This window comes from Cellulomonas sp. GbtcB1 (assembly GCF_019091725.1).
Classification (GTDB): domain Bacteria; phylum Actinomycetota; class Actinomycetes; order Actinomycetales; family Cellulomonadaceae; genus Cellulomonas.
On sequence record NZ_JAGXJG010000072.1, the window covers coordinates 1 to 18,795 of the forward strand.

Sequence of the window (18,795 nt, forward strand, 5' to 3'; positions counted from 1 at the left end):
GCGGCGGGCCAGGCGCGGGCGCGCGAGGCCGACGAGCCAGCCCGCCGCGGCGACGGCCAGCACCCCGGCCACGACCGCGACGGCGCCGGAGAGCACGGTGCGCCCCGTCCCCCCGCCGACGTCCGCCAGCCCGAGGCCGACGGCGCCCGCCGCGGTCCACGCCAGGATCGTCGTCGCCGGGGCCGGCAGCCGGTCCCGGACCCACGCGGGGCGCCGCGACAGCACGGCGACGGCGAGGCCGGCGAGCACGAGGACGAGGAGCACGGCGGCGGCTCAGGCCCCGGCGGCCGGCGCGGGGGGCGGAGTCGTCATGCGGCGACCCTACGGTGCGGTCGTCCCGCCCGCGGCGCGGCCCCGGTCGTCAGGGGCGCACGATGCGACGGACGGCCAGCTCGACGTCGGCGTCGTCGTGCGGCTCGTTGTCGAGCGCCCGGTGGATCGTCATGCCCTCCACCAGGGCGTCCAGGACGCGCGCCGTCACCGGGTCGAAGCACCGCTCGAGCGCCGCCCGGCTGCCGCGCATCCAGGTGTGCGTGAGCGTGCGGTAGGACGCGTCCCGGGCGGCCAGCGTGTACAGCTCGTGGGTCAGGACGAGCTCGCGCGACGTCGGGAACACGTCCTGCAGGATCGAGTCCACGACCGCGCGGATCCCCGCCTCCACGTCCCCCGCCGGGACCGCCTGCATCCGGGCGGTCACCCGGTCCGCGACCGTCTGCGCGAACCGGGTGAAGGCCTCCCGGAGCAGCTCCTCGCGCCCGGTGAAGTGGTAGGTCATCGAGCCCAGCGGCACGCCCGCGGCCTCGGCGACGCGACGGTGCGAGGTGCCGTCGACGCCGTCCGTCGCGATCACCTCGATGCAGGCGTCGATGATCCGGTCGCGCCGGCCGGGGTCGACGCGACGGGTGCGGGCGGGCGCGGGCTCGGTCGACGTCATGCGTCAGATGATCTCGCGGATCACCCGGGCCGGGTTCCCGACGGCGACCACGTTCGGCGGGACGTCCTTGGTGACGACGGAACCGGCGCCGACGACGGAGTTCTCCCCGATCGTCACGCCGGGGCACACGATGACGCCGCCGCCGAGCCAGACGTTGTCGCCGATGACGATCGGCTTCGCCGCCTCGAGCTTGTCCCGGCGCGGCTGCGCCTCGACCGGGTGGGTCGGGGTGAGCAGCTGCACGTGCGGGCCGATCTGGCAGTCGTCGCCGATCGTGATCGGCGCGACGTCGAGGGCGGTCAGGCCCATGTTGACGAACGTCCGCGCGCCGACGGTGATCCGGTCGCCGTAGTCGACGTGCACGGGTGCGCGCACGTGCGTGCCCTCGCCGACGCTGCCGAACAGCTCCGCGAGGACGGCCTGGCCGGCGTCGGGGTCGTCGGCGTACGCGGCGGCGAACCGGGCCGCGGTCCGCACCGCCCTCTTCTGGGCCGCGGCGATGGTGGGGTCGTCGGCGATGTACAGGTCGCCCGCGAGCATCCGCTCGTGGTTCGTGCGCGGGTCGCCGGCGAAGTGGTCGGTCGTCATGCGTACGATCGTACATGTCACCGGCCTCGCCCGTCCGCGACCTGCCCCCGGGGCGGCGTCGGTGCTCGACGCCGGCCCGGGGGCCGGGGAGGCCGTCAGGGGCGGAGCATGACCTTGAGCGCCTCGCGGGCGTCCATGGCGCGGTAGCCCTCGGCGGCGTCGTCGAGCGACAGGGTCCGGTCGAAGACGCGGCCGGGCTCGATCGTCCCGTCCAGGACCTGCCGGATCGCGTCCTCCAGGTACGCACGGACGGGAGCGGGACCGCCGTTGAGCGTGACGTTCCGGCCGAACAGCGACCCGAAACCGACCGGCGCGTCCTCGTACTGCGGGACGCCGACGCGGGAGATCACGCCGCCCGACCGCACGACGCCGTAGGCCTGCTCGTACGCGGGCATGTGGCCGACGGCCTCCAGCACGACGTGCGTGCCCTCGCCGCCGGTCAGGTCGAGGACGCGCGCGACGCCCTCCTCGCCGCGCTCGGCGACCACGTCGGTGGCGCCGAGCTCGCGGCCCAGGTCGGTGCGCGCGGCGTGCCGGCCCATGAGGACGATCCGCTCCGCGCCGAGCTGCTTCGCGGCGAGCACGGCGGAGAGGCCGACCGCGCCGTCGCCGATCACGGTGACCGACTTGCCGGGCTCGACGCGGCCCATGTGCGCCGCGTGGTAGCCGGTCAGGTACACGTCCGACAGGGTGAGCAGCGAGGCGAGCAGCGACTCGTCCGCGGTCGCGGGATCCACGTCCGGGACCACCACGAGGCTGCCGTCGGCCAGCGGGATGCGGGACAGCTCGGCCTGCAGGCCGTTCGTCTGCGGGGTGGCGTAGAACCCGCCGTGGGGGCACGCGGTCTGGAAGCCGTCGCGGCAGATCGGGCAGGTGTTGTCGCTGAACGCGAACGGGGCGATGACGAAGTCGCCCTTCGTCACCGAGGTGACGGCCGAGCCGGTCTCCTCGACGACGCCGATCAGCTCGTGGCCCATCGACTGGCCGCGGTCGGAGGCGGGCATCGAGTGGTACGGGTGCAGGTCCGAGCCGCAGACGCACGCGCGGACCGTGCGGACGATCGCGTCGGTCGGCTGCTGGATGACGGGCTCGGCGGTCTGCTCGACGCGGACGTCGCCCGCGCCGTACAGGAAGGTGGCACGCATCGGGTGGGGGATCTCCTTCAGGAGTGGATCGGGATGCCCTCCACCCTGCCCGCTCCGCGGCGCGGTCTCACGCCGGGAGCGGGGCCCTGTCAGTACCCCTCTCGTCACCTCAGGCCGAGGCGACGACCTTCCACCCGGGCCCGGTGATCAGCAGCGCCTCGTCGTCGCAGAGCGGGACCAGCTCGTGGTCCGAGCCGTACCGGTCGAGCGTCCGGCCGATCAGCTCCAGCGGGTACGGCGGCAGCTTCCCGTCGGCGTGCGGCACCACGACCGCGTCCGTCAGCCCGAGGCCGCGCCGGTCGGTCAGGCCCGGGGCCTCGGCCGGGTCGTCCATGAGCGTCGCCGGCTCGGCGCTCGGCCCGGCGACGATCGACCCCGCGCTGGAGCCGATGTACGGCAGCCCGCCGCGGACGCGCTCGGCGACCACCGCGTCGGCCCCGGAGGCGCGCAGCGCGTCGAGCAGGGCGAACGTGTTACCGCCGGCGACGTAGAGCGCGTCGACGCCGTCGAGGGCGTCGGCCACCTGCTGCGCCGTCGCACCGGTGAGGCGGACGTCGACCACCGCGTGCCCGAGGCCGACGACCCGGTCCCGCTCGGCGACGGCCCACGGCGCCGTGGCGTCGGCGCGGGCCGCGTCGGGGACGTAGCCGAGGGTCAGCGGGCGGTCGGCGGGCGCGCGGTCGACGAGGAAGGCGGGCACGGCGCCGTGGCCGAGGGAGAGCAGCAGCAGGGAGAGCACGGACGCGACGGTACGCGGTGCGGCGCGAGGCGCGGCGGTACGTCGCTAGGTTGTGCGCCCATCTAGTCAGCCGTACGATCTAGTCGTGACCGAGGACCGGGAGTGGCCGGGCGAGTGGCTCCGCGGAGTGCTCCCCCAGGCGGTGCTGCGCGTGCTCGACGACGGGCCCACCTACGGGTACGCCCTCGCGGCGCGCCTCGCGGAGGCCGGCATCGGCGACATCAAGGGCGGCACGCTCTACCCGCTGCTCGGACGCCTGGAGGCCGCCGGCCACCTGACCGTCGAGTGGCGCGCCGGCGACGGCGGCCCGGGCCGCAAGTACTACGAGATCACCCCGGAGGGGCGTCGCCACCTGCACGACCTCGTGGGGCGCTGGCGGCGGTTCGCCGCGGTCGTGGACACCCACCTGACCGCACCGCCCCCCGGACGAGAGGACCCCCGTGCCTGAGACCCACCGCCCGACCGACGCGCAGCGGATCGCCCCCGACGTCGACCCGCGCTGGGTGGACGCGTTCGTCCTCGAGGCGCGGCTGCGCGACGTCCCGGGCGACCGCATCGGCGACGCGCTGGCCGAGGTCGGCGCCCACTGCCGGGACAGCGGCGAGCCCGCGGACGTCGACTTCGGCGACCCGACCGCCTACGCCCGCGCCGTCGCCGAGACGTTCCCCACCCCGCGCCCGTCGTGGCTGCCGCACCTCGCGCCGCTCGTGGTCGAGATCGCCGGGATGGTCGTCGTGATCACCGCGGTGGGCGAGCTCGCCCGCGGCCGCGACGTGACCGTCACCTGGGGGCTGCTCGCCATGCTCGCCGTGCTGGTCGCGGGATGCGGGGTGGTGGCGCTGCTCGGCGGCCGCCTCCTGGAGCTGGTCGTCCGGCGCCCGCTCGTCGCCGCGGTCGGCCTCGGCGCCGCCGCGACCGCCGTCCTCGTGCCCGCCGCCCTGCTGCTGCAGATCGACGCGCCGATCGCCGTCCTGCCCGCGCCGGTCGCCCTGGCCGGGGGCCTGCTCCTGCTGGCCGCGGGGATCGTGGCCGACGTGACCCTCGCCCGCCGCGGCCGGACCGCCGACCCCGTCGTCGGCCCGGGCCAGGAGCCGACGCCGCGCCGCGTCGGCACGCTGCTTCCGTTCACGGTGCTCGCGTGGACCGCGATCGGGTGCGTCGTCGTCGGCGTCGTCGGCGCGACGTCGGGCGGCTGACGCCGCGCGAGAGGCGCGCGTCACCCCGCGCTCACCCGTCCGCGTCATCCCATGTCTCGTGGACGGGCGGATACTGGACGGGTGAACCTCCTGGACCCCGGCAGCCTCCTCACGGCGTTCGGGGTCGGTGGGATCTTCGTAATCCTGCTCCTCGAGACCGGCCTGCTCGTCGGGTTCCTGCTGCCGGGCGACACGTTGCTCCTGGCCGCGGGGGTCTTCGCCGCCGGACCCGACCCGCGCCTGCCGCTCGCGGGCGTGCTGCTCGCCGCGACCGCCGGTGCGCTGCTCGGCGCCCAGGGCGGCTACCTGCTCGGCCGCGCGGGCGGGCGGTGGGTCACCCGGACCTCCCCCGACGGGCGGCTGCACGCGGCGCTCGACCGCGCCGGCGCGATGGTCGAGCGGCACGGGACCGCGCGCACGATCGTGCTGGCGCGGTTCATCCCGGTCGTGCGGACGGTGATCAACCCGCTCGCCGGCATGACGCAGGTCCCCGCCCGCACCTTCACCGTGTGGCAGGTCGTGGGCGGCGCCGTGTGGGCGTGCGCGATCCCGCTGGCCGGCTGGGCACTCGGCACCCGGGTCCCCGGGCTCGAGCGGTACGTCACCGGGCTGGTGGTCGTGGCGGTCGGGCTCACCGCGGTGACGAGCCTGGTGCAGTGGCTGCGGACGCGGCGCCGCGCGGGCGCCGCGACGACGGACGACGTCGTGGGCGGGCGGTAGCACAGCCGACCGCCCGGGGGTCGCGACCTTCGGGACCCGATCGCGCCTCCCGGGCCAGGGAGACTCGACGGACCCACCCCCCGGACGTCAGGACCGCTCGCGTGACCGCCCCCCAGCCCGACACCGCGTCGGACCCGACCGCTGCCCGCACCATGTCCGTCACCGTGGTCGCGCCCGACCGGGTGCTGCTGTCGGGACCGGCGGTGCGCGTCACGGTGCCGTCCGTCGCGGGCTCGCTCGGCATCCTCGCGCGGCACGAGCCGGTGGCGGCCCTCCTCACCGCGGGCGCGGTGCGGGTCGTGCCGGCGGACGGGCCCGAGGTCGAGCTGCACATCACCGGCGGGTTCGTCGTGGTCGACGACGACCAGGTCACGGTGCTCGTCGACGCGACGCGCGCGGCCGGCTGACGACGCGGGCTGCATCGGCACGGCACCTCCGGCCGGCGCGCGCTGCGCCCGCACCTCGTCCATGCTGTCCGGCATGACGACAGGTCAGGTCGTGGCCGTCGTGTGGGGTGCGGTCGCCGTCGTGTTCGGCGTGTTCTTCGTCCTGCAGCGCGACCGCATCTCGCGCGCTGCCCGCGAGGTGCGTGCGCGACGCGGCGGGCACGTCGGCCCTCGCACCCAGTCACCGGGCCTGATGGCCGCGGGCGGGGCGTTCCTGGTCGTCGCAGGTGCGGCGGTGCTGGTCGCCGGCCTGACCGGCTCGCTCGCCTGACGCCCGACCTGAGCCGTCCGCCGGCCGACCTCGCTCACGACGACGCCCCGCCGAGCGCGGGGCTCGACGGGGCGGTCGCTGCTGCGGGGATCAGGCCGGGATCAGAAGTCCCAGTCCTCGTCCTCGGTGTTCACGGCCTTGCCGATGACGTACGAGGAGCCCGAGCCGGAGAAGAAGTCGTGGTTCTCGTCGGCGTTCGGGGACAGGGCGGAGAGGATCGCCGGGTTGACGTTCGTCTCGTCCTTCGGGAACAGCGCCTCGTAGCCCAGGTTCATCAGGGCCTTGTTGGCGTTGTACCGGAGGAACGCCTTGACGTCCTCGGTGAGGCCCAGGGGGTCGTACAGGTCCTGGGTGTACTCCACCTCGTTGTCGTACAGCTCGAAGAGCAGCTCGAACGTGTAGTCCTTCAGCTCCTGGCGCTCGGGCTCGGTGAGCTTCTCGAGGCCCTTCTGGAACTTGTAGCCGATGTAGTACCCGTGCACGGCCTCGTCGCGGATGATGAGGCGGATCAGGTCGGCCGTGTTGGTGAGCTTGGCCCGCGACGACCAGTACATCGGCGCGTAGAAGCCGGAGTAGAACAGGAACGACTCGAGCATGGTCGACGCGACCTTGCGCTTGAGCGGCTCGTCGCCCCGGTAGTAGTCGAGGACGATCTCGGCCTTGCGCTGCAGGTTCGGGTTCTCCTCCGACCAGCGGAACGCCTCGTCGATCTCGCGCGTCGAGATCAGCGTCGAGAAGATCGACGAGTAGGACTTGGCGTGCACCGACTCCATGAACGCGATGTTGGTGTACACCGCCTCCTCGTGCGGGGTCAGCGCGTCCGGGATGAGCGAGACGGCGCCGACGGTGCCCTGGATCGTGTCGAGCAGGGTCAGGCCCGTGAAGACGCGGGTCGTCATCTGCTTCTCGACGTCGGACAGCGTCGCCCAGGACTGGATGTCGTTCGACACCGGCACCTTCTCGGGGAGCCAGAAGTTGCCGACGAGCCGGTCCCAGACCTCGACGTCCTTCTCGTCCTCGACGCGGTTCCAGTTGATCGCCTGGACCCGGTCGACCAACTTCAGCTTCTCGGCCATCACTGCTCCATGTCGTGTCCGGTGCCGCGCCCTCCGCGGCTCGTGCGGGTCGGTGCCCGCCTCGGTCTACCCCCTATGGTGCACCCTCGCGCGAGCGCGCCGGCCGGGTCAGGACCCGGCCGGCGCACGTCGCGTCAGAGCATGCAGGAGACGCAGCCCTCGACCTCGGTGCCCTCGAGCGCCATCTGCCGCAGGCGGATGTAGTAGATCGTCTTGATGCCCTTGCGCCAGGCGTAGATCTGCGCCTTGTTGATGTCGCGGGTGGTGGCGGTGTCCTTGAAGAACAGCGTCAGCGACAGGCCCTGGTCCACGTGCTGCGTGGCCTCGGCGTACGTGTCGATGATCTTCTCGTAGCCGATCTCGTACGCGTCGTCGTAGTACTCCAGGTTGTCGTTCGTCATGAACGGCGCCGGGTAGTACACGCGGCCGAGCTTGCCCTCCTTGCGGATCTCGATCTTCGACGCGATCGGGTGGATCGACGACGTCGAGTTGTTGATGTACGAGATCGAGCCCGTCGGCGGGACCGCCTGGAGGTTCTGGTTGTAGATGCCGTGCTCGCGCACCGACTCCGCCAGCTCACGCCAGTCGTCCTGCGTCGGGATGTGCACGCCGGAGGTGGCGAACAGCTCGGCGACGCGGGCCGTCTTCGGCACCCAGGTGCCCTCGATGTACTTCTGGAAGTATTCGCCGGTCGCGTACTTCGAGTCCTCGAAGCCGGCGAACGCCTGGCCCCGCTCCTTGGCGAGCAGGTTCGAGGCGCGGATGGCGTGGTACGCCACCGTGTAGAAGTAGATGTTCGTGAAGTCCAGGCCCTCGTCGGACCCGTAGAAGATCCGCTCGCGCGCCAGGAACCCGTGCAGGTTCATCTGCCCGAGGCCGATGGCGTGGCCGCCGCGGTTCGCCCGCTTCACGGACGGCACCGACTCGATGTCGGTCTGGTCGGACACCGCGGTGAGCGCGCGGATCGCGGTCTCGACCGAGCGGCCGAAGTCCGGCGAGTCCATCGCGAGCGCGATGTTCATCGAGCCGAGGTTGCAGGAGATGTCGCGGCCGACGTGGTCGTACGACAGGTCCTCGTTGAAGGTCGAGGGCGTCGAGACCTGCAGGATCTCCGAGCACAGGTTCGAGTGCGTGATCTTGCCCTTGATCGGGTTGGCCTTGTTGGCCGTGTCCTCGAACAGGATGTACGGGTAGCCCGACTCGAACTGCAGCTCGGCCAGCGTCTGGAAGAAGTCGCGGGCCTTGATCTTCTGCTTGCGGATCTGGCCGTTGTCGACCATCGCGCGGTAGTTCTCGGAGACGTTGACGTCCGCGAACGGCTTGCCGTAGACGCGCTCGACGTCGTACGGCGAGAACAGGTACATGTCCTCGTTGTTCTTGGCCAGCTCGAACGTGATGTCCGGGATGACGACGCCCAGCGACAGGGTCTTGATGCGGATCTTCTCGTCCGCGTTCTCCCGCTTGGTGTCGAGGAACCGCATGATGTCCGGGTGGTGCGCGTGCAGGTAGACGGCACCGGCGCCCTGGCGGGCACCCAGCTGGTTCGCGTAGGAGAAGGAGTCCTCGAGCAGCTTCATCACGGGGATGACGCCGGACGACTGGTTCTCGATGTGCTTGATCGGCGCGCCGTGCTCGCGGATGTTCGAGAGCAGCAGGGCCACGCCGCCGCCGCGCTTGGACAGCTGCAGGGCGGAGTTGATGCCGCGGGCGATCGACTCCATGTTGTCCTCGATGCGCAGCAGGAAGCAGGACACGGGCTCGCCGCGCTGCGCCTTGCCGAGGTTGAGGAACGTCGGGGTCGCCGGCTGGAAGCGGCCGGACACGATCTCGTCGACGAGCTGCAGCGCGAAGGTCTCGTCACCCTCGGCCAGCGCGAGCGACACCATCGCGACGCGGTCCTCGAAGCGCTCCAGGTACCGCTTGCCGTCGAACGTCTTCAGCGTGTACGAGGTGTAGTACTTGAAGGCGCCCAGGAAGGTCTGGAAGCGGAACTTCTTCGAGTACGCGTGCTTGAACAGCGCCTTGACGAACTCCTGGCTGTACTGCGCGAGGACGTCGGCCTCGTAGTACTTGTTCTCGACCAGGTACTCGAGCTTCTCCTCGAGGTCGTGGAAGAAGACCGTGTTCTGGTTGACGTGCTGCAGGAAGTACTGCCGCGCCGCCTCCCGGTCCTTGTCGAACTGGATCTCCCCGTTCGCGCCGTAGAGGTTCAGCATCGCGTTGAGCGAGTGGTAGTCCATCTCGGGCGTGATGGTGATGACCTCGGTCGCGTCGGTCATGCCGGCGTCGGTGAGTGTCGCTGCCAAAATCGTCCCCATCCCTCTCGGACGCGTCGCACGTCCTCGGTCGTTCCCATGAGCTCGAAGGCGTACAGGTACGGGACCTGGCACTTCGCCGCGATGATGTCTCCGGCCATGCAGTAGTGCGCGCCGAAGTTGGTGTTCCCCGCCGCGATGACGCCGCGGATCAGGGAGCGGTTGGTCGCGTCGTTGAGGAACTTGACGACCTGCCGCGGGACCGCGCCGCCCTCGTTGCCGCCGCCGTACGTGGGGACCACCAGGACATAGGGGTCCCGCACGTGCAGGAACGGCCCCGACGGACGGAGCGGGATCCGCGTGGCGTCGATGTCCAGCTTGTCGACGAACCGGCGGGTGTTCTCCGAGACGGAGGAGAAGTAGACCAGGGAGCTCATCGCCCCACCCCTCCTCGCCCCGGGTGGATCGTGGACCCGTGCGGCCGTGCCGCCCGGGTCACCGGGCGGCGCACGGCCGCGTCAGGCGACGGAGACCGCGGCGCGGTCCGCGAGCGCCTTGATCTGGTCCGGGCGGTAGCCCGACCAGTGGTTGCCGTCGGCCACGACGACCGGGGCCTGCAGGTGGCCGAGGGACATGACGTAGTCACGCGCGTCGGCGTCCTCCGTGATGTCCACGACCTCGTACTGCAGGCCGGCCTTGTCCATGGCGCGGTAGGTCGCGTTGCACTGGACGCAGGACGGCTTGCTGTAGACGGTGATGGTCATCGCTGTCTCCCCGGTGTGAAAAGGCCTGGCTGGTACGTGCGCCCCCGCGCCCGCCCCGCATGCTGCTGGTGGTGCTGTGGTGCCGCTCTCGGGCCGCTGCGGCCGGGCCGGTCGGGCGTCTCGCGACGTCCCCGGGCCCCTCGTCCAGCGGCGAGTCACGACACTACACCTAGTGGTGCGTCCGGCAAGAGACCACTAGGGCTGGTGTTACACACATGTCGTTTCCACAGGCTGTGCACCGCCGTCCCGCTGTCCGACTTCATCCACAGGCTACGGGCGACCACTGACACTCCCCCGCGTGGCGGGGCCTGCTGGAAGGCCTGGTCGTCCACAGGTATCCCCAGGTCACGCACAGGGCGGCGCACATGTGGACGGGCGCGTTTCACCCGCACGGCGGGGTGACGCACGTCGCCCGCGGGGCCGGGCGGGACCTCGTCGCAGGACGGCGTGTCGTGCGCCCACCGGCGTGTCGCGGCGCGCCGACCCGACCGTCGCGTCAGCCGGTCGACCCGGCTGGCTCGCACCTCGGGAGTGGAAGGTTCTGACGGACACGCCGTCGGCGTGTCCGTCAGAACCTTCCACTCAACCCGGGCACCCCGCGCATGCCCCGGGGCCCTCGCGCACACCCCCGCGCACGTCTTGGCGCACACCTCCGCCCTCGCGCGCGCGGGCGCGGTGAGCAGCTGTCGACCCCCGCGCAGATCGTCACGTGCCCGCAACATCCGTCGCCACGTGCGGAAACATGTACCCGGTTCTGTATACAGACATGAGTACAGACGTGGTCCCCGGCGCGGGACAGGCAGCCGCGGCCGGCCCCGAGGGGTCCGCCACCTCCCGCCGCGAGCGCGTCTACCTGACCATCCGCGACGAGCTGATGAGCGGCCGGGTGTCCCCGTACGAGCGGCTCACCGAGGAGCGGCTGGCCGAGCGGCACGGCGTGTCCCGGACCCCGGTGCGCGAGGCCCTGGCCCGGCTGCTGGCCGACGGGATCGTCGTGAAGCGGGAGAGCGGCCTGCACCTGTACGTGCCGAGCTTCCGCGAGCTGACCGACCTGTACGAGCTGCGGATCACGCTCGAGCTGCGCGGCCTGACCCGGGCGCTCGAGGACCCGACGGTGCACCACGACCGCACCCGGCTCGAGGGCGAGCTCGCGCACTGGTACGGCTTCCGCGACGACCGCCCCGCGCCGGACGCCGGGTTCGTCAGCCAGGACGAGCGGTTCCACTTCACGCTCCTCGACTCCTCCGGCAACCCGGCGCTGACCCAGGCCCTGGCGCAGACGAACCGCCGGATCCGGTCGGTGCGGATGTACGACTACCTCACCGAGGACCGGATGGCGGCGACCATCGACGAGCACATCGGCATCGCCGAGCTCGTGGTGCGCGACCGGCTGCCGCAGGCGCTGGAGGCGCTGCGCGCCCACGTGGGCGCCTCGCGGGAGGTCGTGATGGAGCGCGCCGCCGCCGCGCTGGAGATGACCCGCCTGATGGCCCGCGAGGAGCAGCGATGACCGCCACGACCACCACCCCGACCACCGGCGGCACCGCCCTCGACCGCGTCGACCGCGCCTTCGCCGCCCTGGAGGCGGCCGGCCGCCCCGACGTGTGGACGCTGGTCCGCGACCGCGCCGACGTCGAGGACGAGGCCCGGGCCGTCGACGCCCGCGTCGCCGCCGGCGAGGACCTGCCGCTGGCCGGGCTGGTGCTGGCCGTCAAGGACAACATCGACGTCGCCGGCCTGCCGACCACCGCCGCGCACCCCGCGCACCAGGTCGTCGCCGCGCGGTCCGCCACCGTGGTCGACCTGCTGCGCGCCGCGGGCGCCGTCGTCCTGGGCAAGACCAACCTCGACCAGTTCGCGACCGGGCTCACCGGCAGCCGCAGCCCGTACGGCGCGGTGGCGAGCGCCGTGGCGCCGGACCGGGTGTCGGGCGGCTCGTCGTCGGGCTCGGCGGTCGCGGTCGCGCTCGGGATCGCCGACCTGGCCCTCGGCACCGACACCGCCGGCTCCGGCCGCGTCCCGGCCGCGTTCAACCGGGTCGTCGGGGTCAAGCCGACGCTCGGGCTGGTGCCGAAGGACGGCGTGGTGCCGGCCTGCGCGTCGTACGACTGCGTGACGGTGCTGGCGCAGGACCTCGACCTGGCCCGGCGGGCGATGGCGGTGATGGCCGCGCCGAGCGCGCTCGACCCCTCGTCGCGCACCTGGCCCGCGGACGTCCGGCTGGCGGCCCCCGCGGCGCCGGTGGTCGCGGTGCCGCGCGACTCCGACCTCGCCGAGGTCGCCCCGGGCGTGCGGGCGCGGTTCGACGCCGCGGTCGCGCGGCTCGTCGAGGCGGGCGCCACCACCCGGGTCGTCGACCTCACGCCGTTCCTCGCCGCCGCCCGGCTGCTGTACGGCGGCGGGCTGGTCGCGGAGCGGTACGCCGCGTTCGGCGCGTACCTCGCGGAGCACCCGGAGGGCGCGGACCCGTCGGTCGCCCGGATCGCCGCCGACGCCGGCCGGGTCCCCGCGGCCGAGTACCAGGCGGCCCGGGACGAGGTCGCCGCCCTGCGGACCACGGCGCTCGCCGCGCTCGACGGGTGCGACGCCCTGCTGGTGCCCACCGCGCCGGAGCACCCGACGCTCGCGGAGGTGGCCGCCGCGCCGCTCACCACCAACGCGCGGCTCGGGGTGTTCACCAACTTCGTCAACCTGTTCGACATGGCGGGCGTCGCGATGCCGCTCGGCCCGACCGGTGCCGGTGAGGCGGGCGTCACGGTCCTGACCCGGGCGTTCGACGACCAGGTCGCGCTCGACCTCGCCGCGCTGCTGGAGAAGGACGGCCGGGCCGACGACGCCGCGTGGCGCGCGCTGCCCGCCGCCGACGCGCCCGCGTCGGCCCCGCTGCCGACGACCGGCGTCCCGGTCCTCGTGTTCGGCGCGCACCTCCGTGGCGAGCCGCTGCACCCGGAGCTGCTGGCGCTCGGCGCCCGCTGGGTCGGGCCGGTCCGCACCGCGCCCGACTACCGGATGCTCGCGCTCGCGACGACGCCGGCGAAGCCGCTGGTGCACGCCGTCGCCCCCGGGACCGGCGGGTCGCTGGAGGGCGAGGAGTGGCTGCTCACGCCCGACGCCCTCGGCCGGCTCCTGCTGTCGATCCCCGCGCCCCTCGGTCTCGGCCGGGTCCGGACCGACGACGGCCGCGAGCTCGTCGGCTTCGTCGGCCAGCCGGGCGCGGCGCCGGACGCCGCGGACGTGACGCAGCTCGGCGGGTGGCGCGCGGCCCGCGCCGCGAGCGCCGCCGCCGCGCCCACGACTTCCGGCGCGGCCACCGCCGACCGGAGTGGGCCGGACCGGAAGCCGTAGGCCGCGCCACCCCCCTTCACGACCCCCTGCACGCCGAGAGAGAAGAGACCCCCGTGCGCCTCAGCCGCCCCCTCGTGACCGTCTCCGCCGTCCTGCTCGTCGCCGGCCTCGCCGCCTGCTCCCCCGACTCCGCGGGCGCCGCCCCGGCCGACGGCGACGGCCCCACCGTGGTCACCGTCGGCACCCTCAAGGGCCAGCCGCACCTCTACGCCCCGTTCCTCTACGAGGACCTGGCGCCGGAGGGCGTCGAGTTCGAGGTCGTGCAGTTCGACACCTCGCCCGACATCAAGAACGCCGTGGTCAGCGGCAACATCGACTTCGGCGTCGCCGGCGTGCCGTCCGCGGTGTCCGGCGCGGCCGCGGGCCAGGACGTCGTGGTGGTCGCCGCGGCGGCCGACGGCGGCTCGGGCATCATCGGCCGCGAGGGCCTGGACGGCGTCGAGTCGCTGGCGGGCCTGACCGTCGGCTACCCGCAGGGCTCGTCGCAGGAGATCCTGCTCCGCCTCACCCTCGAGGCCGCGGGGATGGACGCCGACGAGGACCTCGAGCTGGTCAACCTGCCGTTCTCCGACATGGCGGGCGCGCTGGCCGCCGGCCGGATCGACGCGTTCGCCTCCGCCGAGCTCGGCCCGTCGACCGCGCTGCAGGCCGGCGCCGTCGAGGTCGCCTCGCCGTACGACACCCCGGTCGGCCGCGTGAACATCGGCCTCTACACGACCGGCGCGCTGATCGAGAGCGACCCCGAGCTGGTGCAGCAGGTCGTCGACACGCACGTGCAGGCCACCGAGCAGATGGCCGCCGACCCGCAGGCCTGGGCGGACGGCGTCGTCACCGAGTTCGGCATCGACCAGGCCGTCGTCGACACCGCGGTGCAGAACATCTGGCCGCGCTGGGAGATCGACGACGAGTACGTGGCCCAGGTCGGCGCGCTCGTCGAGCAGATGGCCCTGCTGAAGCAGATCGACGGCGACGTGGACACCGACGCGCTGCTCGACACCACGTTCGTCGAGGCCACCGAGGCCGGCGGCGACTCCTGACCACCCGGTGCGCCGGCCCGGCCCGCCCGGGCCGGCGCACCCCGCCCGCGAGGGAGACCCCATGACCAGCACCGAGGCCACCCCGGCCGCCCCGGCGACCGCTGCCGCGCAGGCCCCCGCGCCCGCCGCCCCGGCGCCCGAGCGCCCCGCCCGGGCCGCCCGCCGCCGCCCCCGCGTCGGCCCCCTCCTGCTCGCGCTCCCCGTGCCCGCGCTCGTCCTGGTCCTGTGGACCGTCGGCGTGCAGCAGGCGTGGGAGCTGCCGTTCGGCATCAAGATGGGCTTCCTGCCCACCCCGTTGGAGGTCGGCCGCCGGCTGGTCGACCTGGCGGTGGGCGGCATCGTGGACGACGCGTTCAGCGGCACCCTGCTCGCCCACCTGTGGGCGTCGACGCAGCGCGTGCTCGCCGGCTTCGCCCTGGCGGTCGCCCTGGCGGTGCCGCTCGGCGTCGTCATGGGCCGGTTCTCGCTCGCGTTCCGGATGCTGGAGCCGACGGTCAACCTGGCCCGGCCGATCCCGGTCACCGCGTGGGCGCCGCTGACGCTGCTGATCATCGGCTACGGCGACGGCTCCGCGATCTTCCTGGTGTTCCTCGCGGCGTTCTTCCCGGTGCTGCTCAACACGATCGCCGGCGTGCGCCAGGTGCCGGTGCGGCTCCTGGAGGCCGCGGCGATGCTCGGCACCAAGAAGGCCCAGGTGCTCTACAAGGTGGTGCTGCCCGCCTCGATGCGGTCGATCGCCAGCGGGCTGCGCGTAGCCCTCGGCCTGGCGTGGGTGATCCTCGTCGTCGGCGAGACCGTCGGCATCAACACCGGGCTCGGCGCCATGATCACGCAGGCCCGCGACCAGTCGAAGACCGACCTCATCGTCGCCGGGATGGTCGTCATCGGCCTGTGCGGCTTCGTCGCCGACCGCCTGCTCACCGGCCTCCTGGCGCTCGCGACCCGCGGCCGCCCCACCCTGACCTGACGCGCCCCGTCCGACCCGGAAGGAGACGACCATGCCCCGCATCGGCACCGTCCGCCCCCGCCAGCCCGCCGACGTGCGCGTCGCCGGTCTCGGCAAGCAGTACCCCACCCGGTCCGGCGGCTCCGTGGCCGCGATGGCCGACGTCGACCTCGACGTCCCGGCCGGCGAGTTCGTCTGCGTGGTCGGCGCGTCCGGCTGCGGCAAGAGCACGCTGCTGCGGATCCTCGCCGGCTTCGAGGACGCGACGTCCGGCACCGTCGCGGTCGCCGGCGCCCCGGTCACCGGGCCCGACCCCGAGCGCGGCGTCGTGTTCCAGGACTACGGCCTGTTCCCGTGGCTGTCCGTCCGGGAGAACATCGCCTACGGCCCGAAGCAGGCCCGGCTGCAGCGCTCCGTCGTCGCCGAGCGCACCGACCGGTTCCTCGCCGCCGTCGGCCTGACCCGGTTCGCGGACAAGTACCCGAGCGAGCTGTCCGGCGGCATGCAGCAGCGCGTCGCCATCGCCCGGGTGCTCGCCAACGACCCGTCCCTGCTGCTGATGGACGAGCCGTTCGGCGCGCTCGACGCCCTCACCCGGTCGACGCTGCAGGGGGAGCTGTCCCGGATCCACCGGGAGACCGGCACGACCGTCCTGTTCGTCACGCACTCCATCGAGGAGGCCGTGTTCCTCGCCGACCGCGTCGTGGTGATGGCGGGCGGCGCGTCGCACGGGGTTCCCGGGCACGTGAAGGAGATCGTCCCGATCGACCTCGCGGGCGACCGGGACGTGACCTCCGCGGAGTTCAACGCCCTGAAGCGCCGGATCTCCGCCCTGGTCCACGAGGAGGTCGCGGCCCCGGCCGCGTGACCCGGGGGCGCCCGCACGCGGGCCCGGAAAACGGCCGCGCGCGAGCCCGTCGGGTGGCTAGCGTCGAGCCATGACCGACGGAACCCCGGGGGTCGCGGCCCCCGACCCGGACCTCGCCCGCACCGACGCGTTCCTCGACGCCGTCGGCACGCTGATCGAGCGGGTCAACGACCGCGCGCAGCGCCGGCGGACCGGCGACGCCACGCCGATCGCCGAGGTGCTGCGCGAGCACCTCGGCACCGACCCGCGCGGCCTGGCCGTGCTCACGGAGGAGGTCGGGGCGCTCCGCGCGGTCGACGCCGACGTCGCGCTCGGGGTCGTGGTCGGTGCGGCCGGCGGCGGGCGGCTCGTCGGGGTCGGCGGGGGCGAGCAGCGCCGGCACTCGTCGTTCTCCGAGATCGTCGAGCACTCCGGCGCGTGGGCGCAGTTCCCCGTCGGCGCCGTCGACTACGTCCGCGTGCCCGTCGGACCCGACGCCGACCGCCGGGTCGTCGCGTTCGGCGTGCACCTGTTCCGGTTCGGGGGCGCGCCGGTCGCCCTGCTGCAGCGGGCGGCCGCGCCCCAGCAGGGGCAGGAGGCGAAGCTCGAGGCGATGTCGCCCGACGAGGACGCGGCGGCGGCCGCGCTGGCCGCGGTCCGGGAGGCGATGCTGAGCCACTCGGTGCTGCGCGGCCAGGTGGTGAGCTTCACGCCCAGCCCGTACGGCCAGTCGGCGGGCGGGGTGACGTTCCTGCCGCGGGTGCGGGTCCCGGCCGAGGACGTCGTGCTGCCCGAGGGCACCCTGGAGCGGGTCGAGCGGCAGGTGCTCGGGGTCGCCCGGCACCGCGACCGGCTGCGCGCCGCAGGCCAGCACCTCAAGCGCGGCGTCCTGCTCTACGGGCCGCCCGGGACGGGCAAGACCCACACGGTCCGGCACCTCCTCGGGGCCGACGCGGGCACCACGGCGATCGTGCTGGCGGGCCAGTCGCTGGGCCTGGTGCGGCTCGCGACCGAGACCGCGCACGCGCTGCAGCCGGCGGTGGTCGTGCTGGAGGACGTCGACCTCATCTCCGAGGACCGGTCGCTGCACGCCGGTCCGCAGCCGCTGCTGTTCGAGGTGCTCGACGCGATGGACGGCCTCGGCGGGGACGCCGACGTCGCGTTCCTGCTCACCACCAACCGCGCCGACCTGCTGGAGCGCGCGCTGGCGCAGCGCCCCGGACGGGTGGACCTCGCGGTGGAGATCCCGCTGCCCGACGACGACGCCCGGCTTCGGCTGTTCCGCCTCTACGCCGACGGGCTGCCGCTGACGCCCGAGGCGCTGGACGACGCGGCCGGGGCCACGGCCGGCGTGACCGCGTCGTTCGTGAAGGAGGTGATCCGGCGCGCCGTGCTGCTCGCCGCGGAGGAGGACCGCACCGTGGACGACGCGGCCCTCCGCGCGGCGGTCGCCGAGCTCACGGACGACACGCAGCGCGTCACCCGGTCCCTGCTGGGGGCGGGTGCGGTTCAGCCGGAGTAGGCGGCGAGCACCGTCCGGGCCGCCGCGGCCAGGACGGTGTCGTCCGGCTCGGCGGCCTCGCCCGGGTGGTCGGTGAGCACCGCCAGCACGATCGGGGCGCGCCCGGGCGGCCAGAGGACCGCGACGTCGTTCCGCGACCCGTACCGGCCGGCGGTGCCGGTCTTGTCGCCGACCGTCCAGCCCCCCGGTGTCCCCGCGCGGATCGCGTCGAGGCCCGTCGTGCTCGCGGTGAGCCAGCCGACGTACGCCTCGCGCACCGCGGGGTCGAGCGCGTCACCGAGGGCGTACGTCGCCAGCCCTTCGGCCAGGGCGCGCGGCGTGGAGGTCCGGGCCGGGTCGCCCGGCGTGAACCGGTTGAGCTCCGGCTCCGCCGCGTCGACCAGGGTGGTGGTGTCGCCGCGCGCCGCGAGCGCCGCCTGCAGCGCCGCCGGCCCACCCAGGTGCCGGAGCAGCACGTTGAGCGCACCGTTGTCGCTGTCGGTCACCGCGGCCGCGCCGAGCACGCCGATCGTCAGGTCCGTGCCGGCCGCGCCGCCGGTGACCGGGGCGTGGCCGACGTCCGCGACGTCCTCGGCGGTCACGGTCAGCGGCCGGTCGAGCACCGACGCGGGCTGCCCCGCCAGCACCTCGCCGGCCGCGAGCGCCTTGAGCGTCGACGCGTAGCCGAACCGCTCGTCGGCCCGGTACGCCACGGTGTCGCCGGTGCCGGTATCGCGGGCGAACACCCCGACCCGGCGGCCCGTGGACCGCTCCAGCGCGGCGAGGTCGGCCTCCACGGCGGCCGTGAGGTCGGCGGGCGCCGGGGCGGGCGGTGCGGTGCTCGCCGCGCGCGGTGGGGTCGGCGCACCGGTCGCCTGCGCGTCGCGCCCGCCGGACGCGTCCGGTGCGCACGCCGCCCCGGCCAGGGCGAGGACGCCCGCGAGCGCCGCGCCCGTGCCGCGGCCGTTGGGGTAGGTGCGGTGGA

General features: G+C 74.0%; 21 protein-coding genes. 11 read left to right on the top strand and 10 right to left on the bottom strand.

The window, feature by feature from the left end:
* The 5 genes from KVT14_RS18340 to KVT14_RS18360 form a co-directional block, all read right to left on the bottom strand.
* On the bottom strand, window positions 1–264 hold a 264-nt coding region (locus tag KVT14_RS18340), incomplete at its 3' end, for a hypothetical protein (RefSeq protein ID WP_217616983.1).
* Window positions 265–361: 97 nt separating this feature from the next.
* Window positions 362–934 carry a TetR/AcrR family transcriptional regulator gene (locus KVT14_RS18345; protein WP_217616984.1) on the bottom strand — a complete coding sequence of 191 codons (573 nt, stop codon included), beginning with the start codon at window positions 932–934 and terminating at the stop codon, window positions 362–364.
* Window positions 935–937: 3 nt separating this feature from the next.
* Window positions 938–1,522, bottom strand: a complete 585-nt coding sequence (locus tag KVT14_RS18350; RefSeq protein WP_217616985.1) for a maltose acetyltransferase domain-containing protein — start codon at window positions 1,520–1,522, stop codon at window positions 938–940.
* A gap of 95 nt (window positions 1,523–1,617) precedes the next feature.
* Entirely contained in the window at window positions 1,618–2,667 is a 1,050-nt protein-coding gene (locus KVT14_RS18355) for an alcohol dehydrogenase catalytic domain-containing protein (RefSeq protein ID WP_217616986.1), read from the bottom strand.
* Window positions 2,668–2,776: 109 nt separating this feature from the next.
* The gene (locus KVT14_RS18360) at window positions 2,777–3,406 is read right to left on the bottom strand and encodes a Type 1 glutamine amidotransferase-like domain-containing protein (protein WP_217616987.1); all 630 of its coding nucleotides are present in this window, start codon (window positions 3,404–3,406) and stop codon (window positions 2,777–2,779) included.
* An 85-nt stretch (window positions 3,407–3,491) separates the two neighbouring features.
* On the opposite strand from KVT14_RS18360, the gene KVT14_RS18365 reads away from it, so the two are divergent.
* The 5 genes from KVT14_RS18365 (at window position 3,492) to KVT14_RS18385 (ending at window position 6,039) form a co-directional block, all read left to right on the top strand.
* Window positions 3,492–3,854 (top strand): PadR family transcriptional regulator, encoded by a 363-nt coding sequence (locus tag KVT14_RS18365; RefSeq protein ID WP_217616988.1) that lies wholly within the window; start codon window positions 3,492–3,494, stop codon window positions 3,852–3,854.
* On the top strand, window positions 3,847–4,602 hold the full coding sequence (locus tag KVT14_RS18370) for a hypothetical protein (RefSeq protein ID WP_217616989.1): 756 nt from the start codon (window positions 3,847–3,849) through the stop codon (window positions 4,600–4,602). Before KVT14_RS18365 ends, KVT14_RS18370 begins: the two co-directional genes overlap by 8 nt.
* Before the next feature lie 81 nt (window positions 4,603–4,683).
* The gene (locus tag KVT14_RS18375; protein ID WP_217616990.1) at window positions 4,684–5,322 is read left to right on the top strand and encodes a DedA family protein; all 639 of its coding nucleotides are present in this window, start codon (window positions 4,684–4,686) and stop codon (window positions 5,320–5,322) included.
* Between the two features lie 101 nt (window positions 5,323–5,423).
* Window positions 5,424–5,729 (top strand): hypothetical protein, encoded by a 306-nt coding sequence (locus KVT14_RS18380; protein WP_308161159.1) that lies wholly within the window; start codon window positions 5,424–5,426, stop codon window positions 5,727–5,729.
* Between the two features lie 73 nt (window positions 5,730–5,802).
* Window positions 5,803–6,039: a hypothetical protein gene (locus KVT14_RS18385; RefSeq protein WP_217616991.1), complete on the top strand. Its 237-nt coding sequence runs from the start codon at window positions 5,803–5,805 to the stop codon at window positions 6,037–6,039.
* Between the two features lie 101 nt (window positions 6,040–6,140).
* On the opposite strand, the gene nrdF is transcribed toward KVT14_RS18385, so the two are convergent.
* The 4 genes from nrdF to nrdH all read right to left on the bottom strand — a co-directional run bounded on the left by nrdF (window position 6,141) and on the right by nrdH (window position 10,134).
* Complete coding sequence (nrdF, locus tag KVT14_RS18390) at window positions 6,141–7,115, bottom strand: class 1b ribonucleoside-diphosphate reductase subunit beta (protein WP_147795262.1); 975 nt, start codon at window positions 7,113–7,115, stop codon at window positions 6,141–6,143.
* 134 nt (window positions 7,116–7,249) lie between these two features.
* The gene (gene nrdE, locus KVT14_RS18395) at window positions 7,250–9,394 is read right to left on the bottom strand and encodes a class 1b ribonucleoside-diphosphate reductase subunit alpha (RefSeq protein WP_217616992.1); all 2,145 of its coding nucleotides are present in this window, start codon (window positions 9,392–9,394) and stop codon (window positions 7,250–7,252) included.
* Window positions 9,391–9,807 carry a class Ib ribonucleoside-diphosphate reductase assembly flavoprotein NrdI gene (gene nrdI, locus KVT14_RS18400; protein ID WP_217616993.1) on the bottom strand — a complete coding sequence of 139 codons (417 nt, stop codon included), beginning with the start codon at window positions 9,805–9,807 and terminating at the stop codon, window positions 9,391–9,393. Before nrdI ends, nrdE begins: the two co-directional genes overlap by 4 nt.
* A gap of 81 nt (window positions 9,808–9,888) precedes the next feature.
* Window positions 9,889–10,134 carry a glutaredoxin-like protein NrdH gene (gene nrdH, locus KVT14_RS18405; RefSeq protein ID WP_147795259.1) on the bottom strand — a complete coding sequence of 82 codons (246 nt, stop codon included), beginning with the start codon at window positions 10,132–10,134 and terminating at the stop codon, window positions 9,889–9,891.
* A 766-nt stretch (window positions 10,135–10,900) separates the two neighbouring features.
* Between nrdH and KVT14_RS18410 the strand changes: the two genes are divergently transcribed.
* The 6 genes from KVT14_RS18410 (at window position 10,901) to KVT14_RS18435 (ending at window position 17,831) form a co-directional block, all read left to right on the top strand.
* Window positions 10,901–11,644: a GntR family transcriptional regulator gene (locus KVT14_RS18410; RefSeq protein WP_217616994.1), complete on the top strand. Its 744-nt coding sequence runs from the start codon at window positions 10,901–10,903 to the stop codon at window positions 11,642–11,644.
* The gene (gene atzF, locus KVT14_RS18415; RefSeq protein WP_217616995.1) at window positions 11,641–13,479 is read left to right on the top strand and encodes an allophanate hydrolase; all 1,839 of its coding nucleotides are present in this window, start codon (window positions 11,641–11,643) and stop codon (window positions 13,477–13,479) included. The genes KVT14_RS18410 and atzF overlap by 4 nt, the downstream gene beginning before the upstream one ends.
* A gap of 74 nt (window positions 13,480–13,553) precedes the next feature.
* Window positions 13,554–14,516 carry an ABC transporter substrate-binding protein gene (locus KVT14_RS18420; protein WP_308161160.1) on the top strand — a complete coding sequence of 321 codons (963 nt, stop codon included), beginning with the start codon at window positions 13,554–13,556 and terminating at the stop codon, window positions 14,514–14,516.
* 61 nt (window positions 14,517–14,577) lie between these two features.
* Window positions 14,578–15,483, top strand: coding sequence for an ABC transporter permease (locus KVT14_RS22675; protein WP_217616997.1), 906 nt, complete (start codon window positions 14,578–14,580; stop codon window positions 15,481–15,483).
* A gap of 31 nt (window positions 15,484–15,514) precedes the next feature.
* Window positions 15,515–16,330 carry an ABC transporter ATP-binding protein gene (locus KVT14_RS18430; protein ID WP_217616998.1) on the top strand — a complete coding sequence of 272 codons (816 nt, stop codon included), beginning with the start codon at window positions 15,515–15,517 and terminating at the stop codon, window positions 16,328–16,330.
* A gap of 70 nt (window positions 16,331–16,400) precedes the next feature.
* Window positions 16,401–17,831, top strand: coding sequence for an ATP-binding protein (locus tag KVT14_RS18435; RefSeq protein WP_217616999.1), 1,431 nt, complete (start codon window positions 16,401–16,403; stop codon window positions 17,829–17,831).
* Here KVT14_RS18435 and bla read toward each other — a convergent pair.
* The coding region (gene bla / locus KVT14_RS18440; protein ID WP_306795853.1) for a class A beta-lactamase at window positions 17,819–18,795 on the bottom strand (977 nt) is incomplete at its 5' end. The genes KVT14_RS18435 and bla overlap by 13 nt on opposite strands.